Origin of the sequence: Bacillus sp. FJAT-27001 (assembly GCF_019039175.1) — a bacterium.
Lineage (GTDB): Bacteria > Bacillota > Bacilli > Bacillales > Bacillaceae > Bacillus > Bacillus velezensis.
On record NZ_JAHOAA010000012.1, the window covers coordinates 52,029 to 52,841 of the forward strand.

The 813-nt window shown below is 52.2% G+C and carries 8 tRNA genes; all 8 read right to left on the reverse strand.

The window, feature by feature from the left end:
• Positions 1-51 precede the first annotated feature (51 nt).
• Positions 52-123: transfer RNA gene (locus BGM27_RS19720), tRNA-Gln, on the reverse strand.
• 9 nt (positions 124-132) lie between these two features.
• Positions 133-208 (reverse strand) — tRNA-His (locus tag BGM27_RS19725).
• Positions 209-237: 29 nt separating this feature from the next.
• Positions 238-311 (reverse strand) — tRNA-Trp (locus BGM27_RS19730).
• A 10-nt stretch (positions 312-321) separates the two neighbouring features.
• Positions 322-406: transfer RNA gene (locus tag BGM27_RS19735), tRNA-Tyr, on the reverse strand.
• 11 nt (positions 407-417) lie between these two features.
• Positions 418-490: transfer RNA gene (locus BGM27_RS19740), tRNA-Thr, on the reverse strand.
• A gap of 3 nt (positions 491-493) precedes the next feature.
• Positions 494-569, reverse strand: a tRNA-Phe gene (locus BGM27_RS19745).
• 10 nt (positions 570-579) lie between these two features.
• Positions 580-656: transfer RNA gene (locus BGM27_RS19750), tRNA-Asp, on the reverse strand.
• Positions 657-663: 7 nt separating this feature from the next.
• Positions 664-740 (reverse strand) — tRNA-Met (locus tag BGM27_RS19755).
• Between the last annotated feature and the right edge of the window lie 73 nt (positions 741-813).

The window sequence follows — 813 nt, forward strand, 5'->3', positions numbered from 1 at the left end:
CATGTAAAAGAACTTAATACATCTTATGCTGTTGTTTTTAAAAAAATGCAACTGGGCTAGCTGGATTCGAACCAACGCATGACGGAGTCAAAGTCCGTTGCCTTACCGCTTGGCTATAGCCCAATGATAATATGGGGCGATTGATGGGAATCGAACCCACGAGTGCCAGAGCCACAATCTGGTGCGTTAACCACTTCGCCACAACCGCCATAATCTGAAGATGAATAAAAAATATAGTGGCAGGGGCAGTAGGAATCGAACCCACACCGGAGGTTTTGGAGACCTCTGTTCTACCGTTAAACTATGCCCCTATTTATAAAATGGTGGAGGGGGGCAGATTCGAACTGCCGAACCCTGAGGGAGCGGATTTACAGTCCGCCGCGTTTAGCCACTTCGCTACCCCTCCATCATTTAGAGTGCCGGCCAGAGGACTTGAACCCCCAACCTACTGATTACAAGTCAGTTGCTCTACCAATTGAGCTAGACCGGCAAATGGTGGCTCGGGACGGAATCGAACCGCCGACACACGGATTTTCAGTCCGTTGCTCTACCAACTGAGCTACCGAGCCTTTTTATAAATGGCGGTCCGGACGGGACTCGAACCCGCGACCTCCTGCGTGACAGGCAGGCATTCTAACCAACTGAACTACCGGACCATTCTTTTGGTTGCGGGGGCAGGATTTGAACCTGCGACCTTCGGGTTATGAGCCCGACGAGCTACCGAACTGCTCCACCCCGCGATGATAATGGTGGAGGATGACGGGCTCGAACCGCCGACCCTCTGCTTGTAAGGCAGATGCTCTCCCAGCTGAG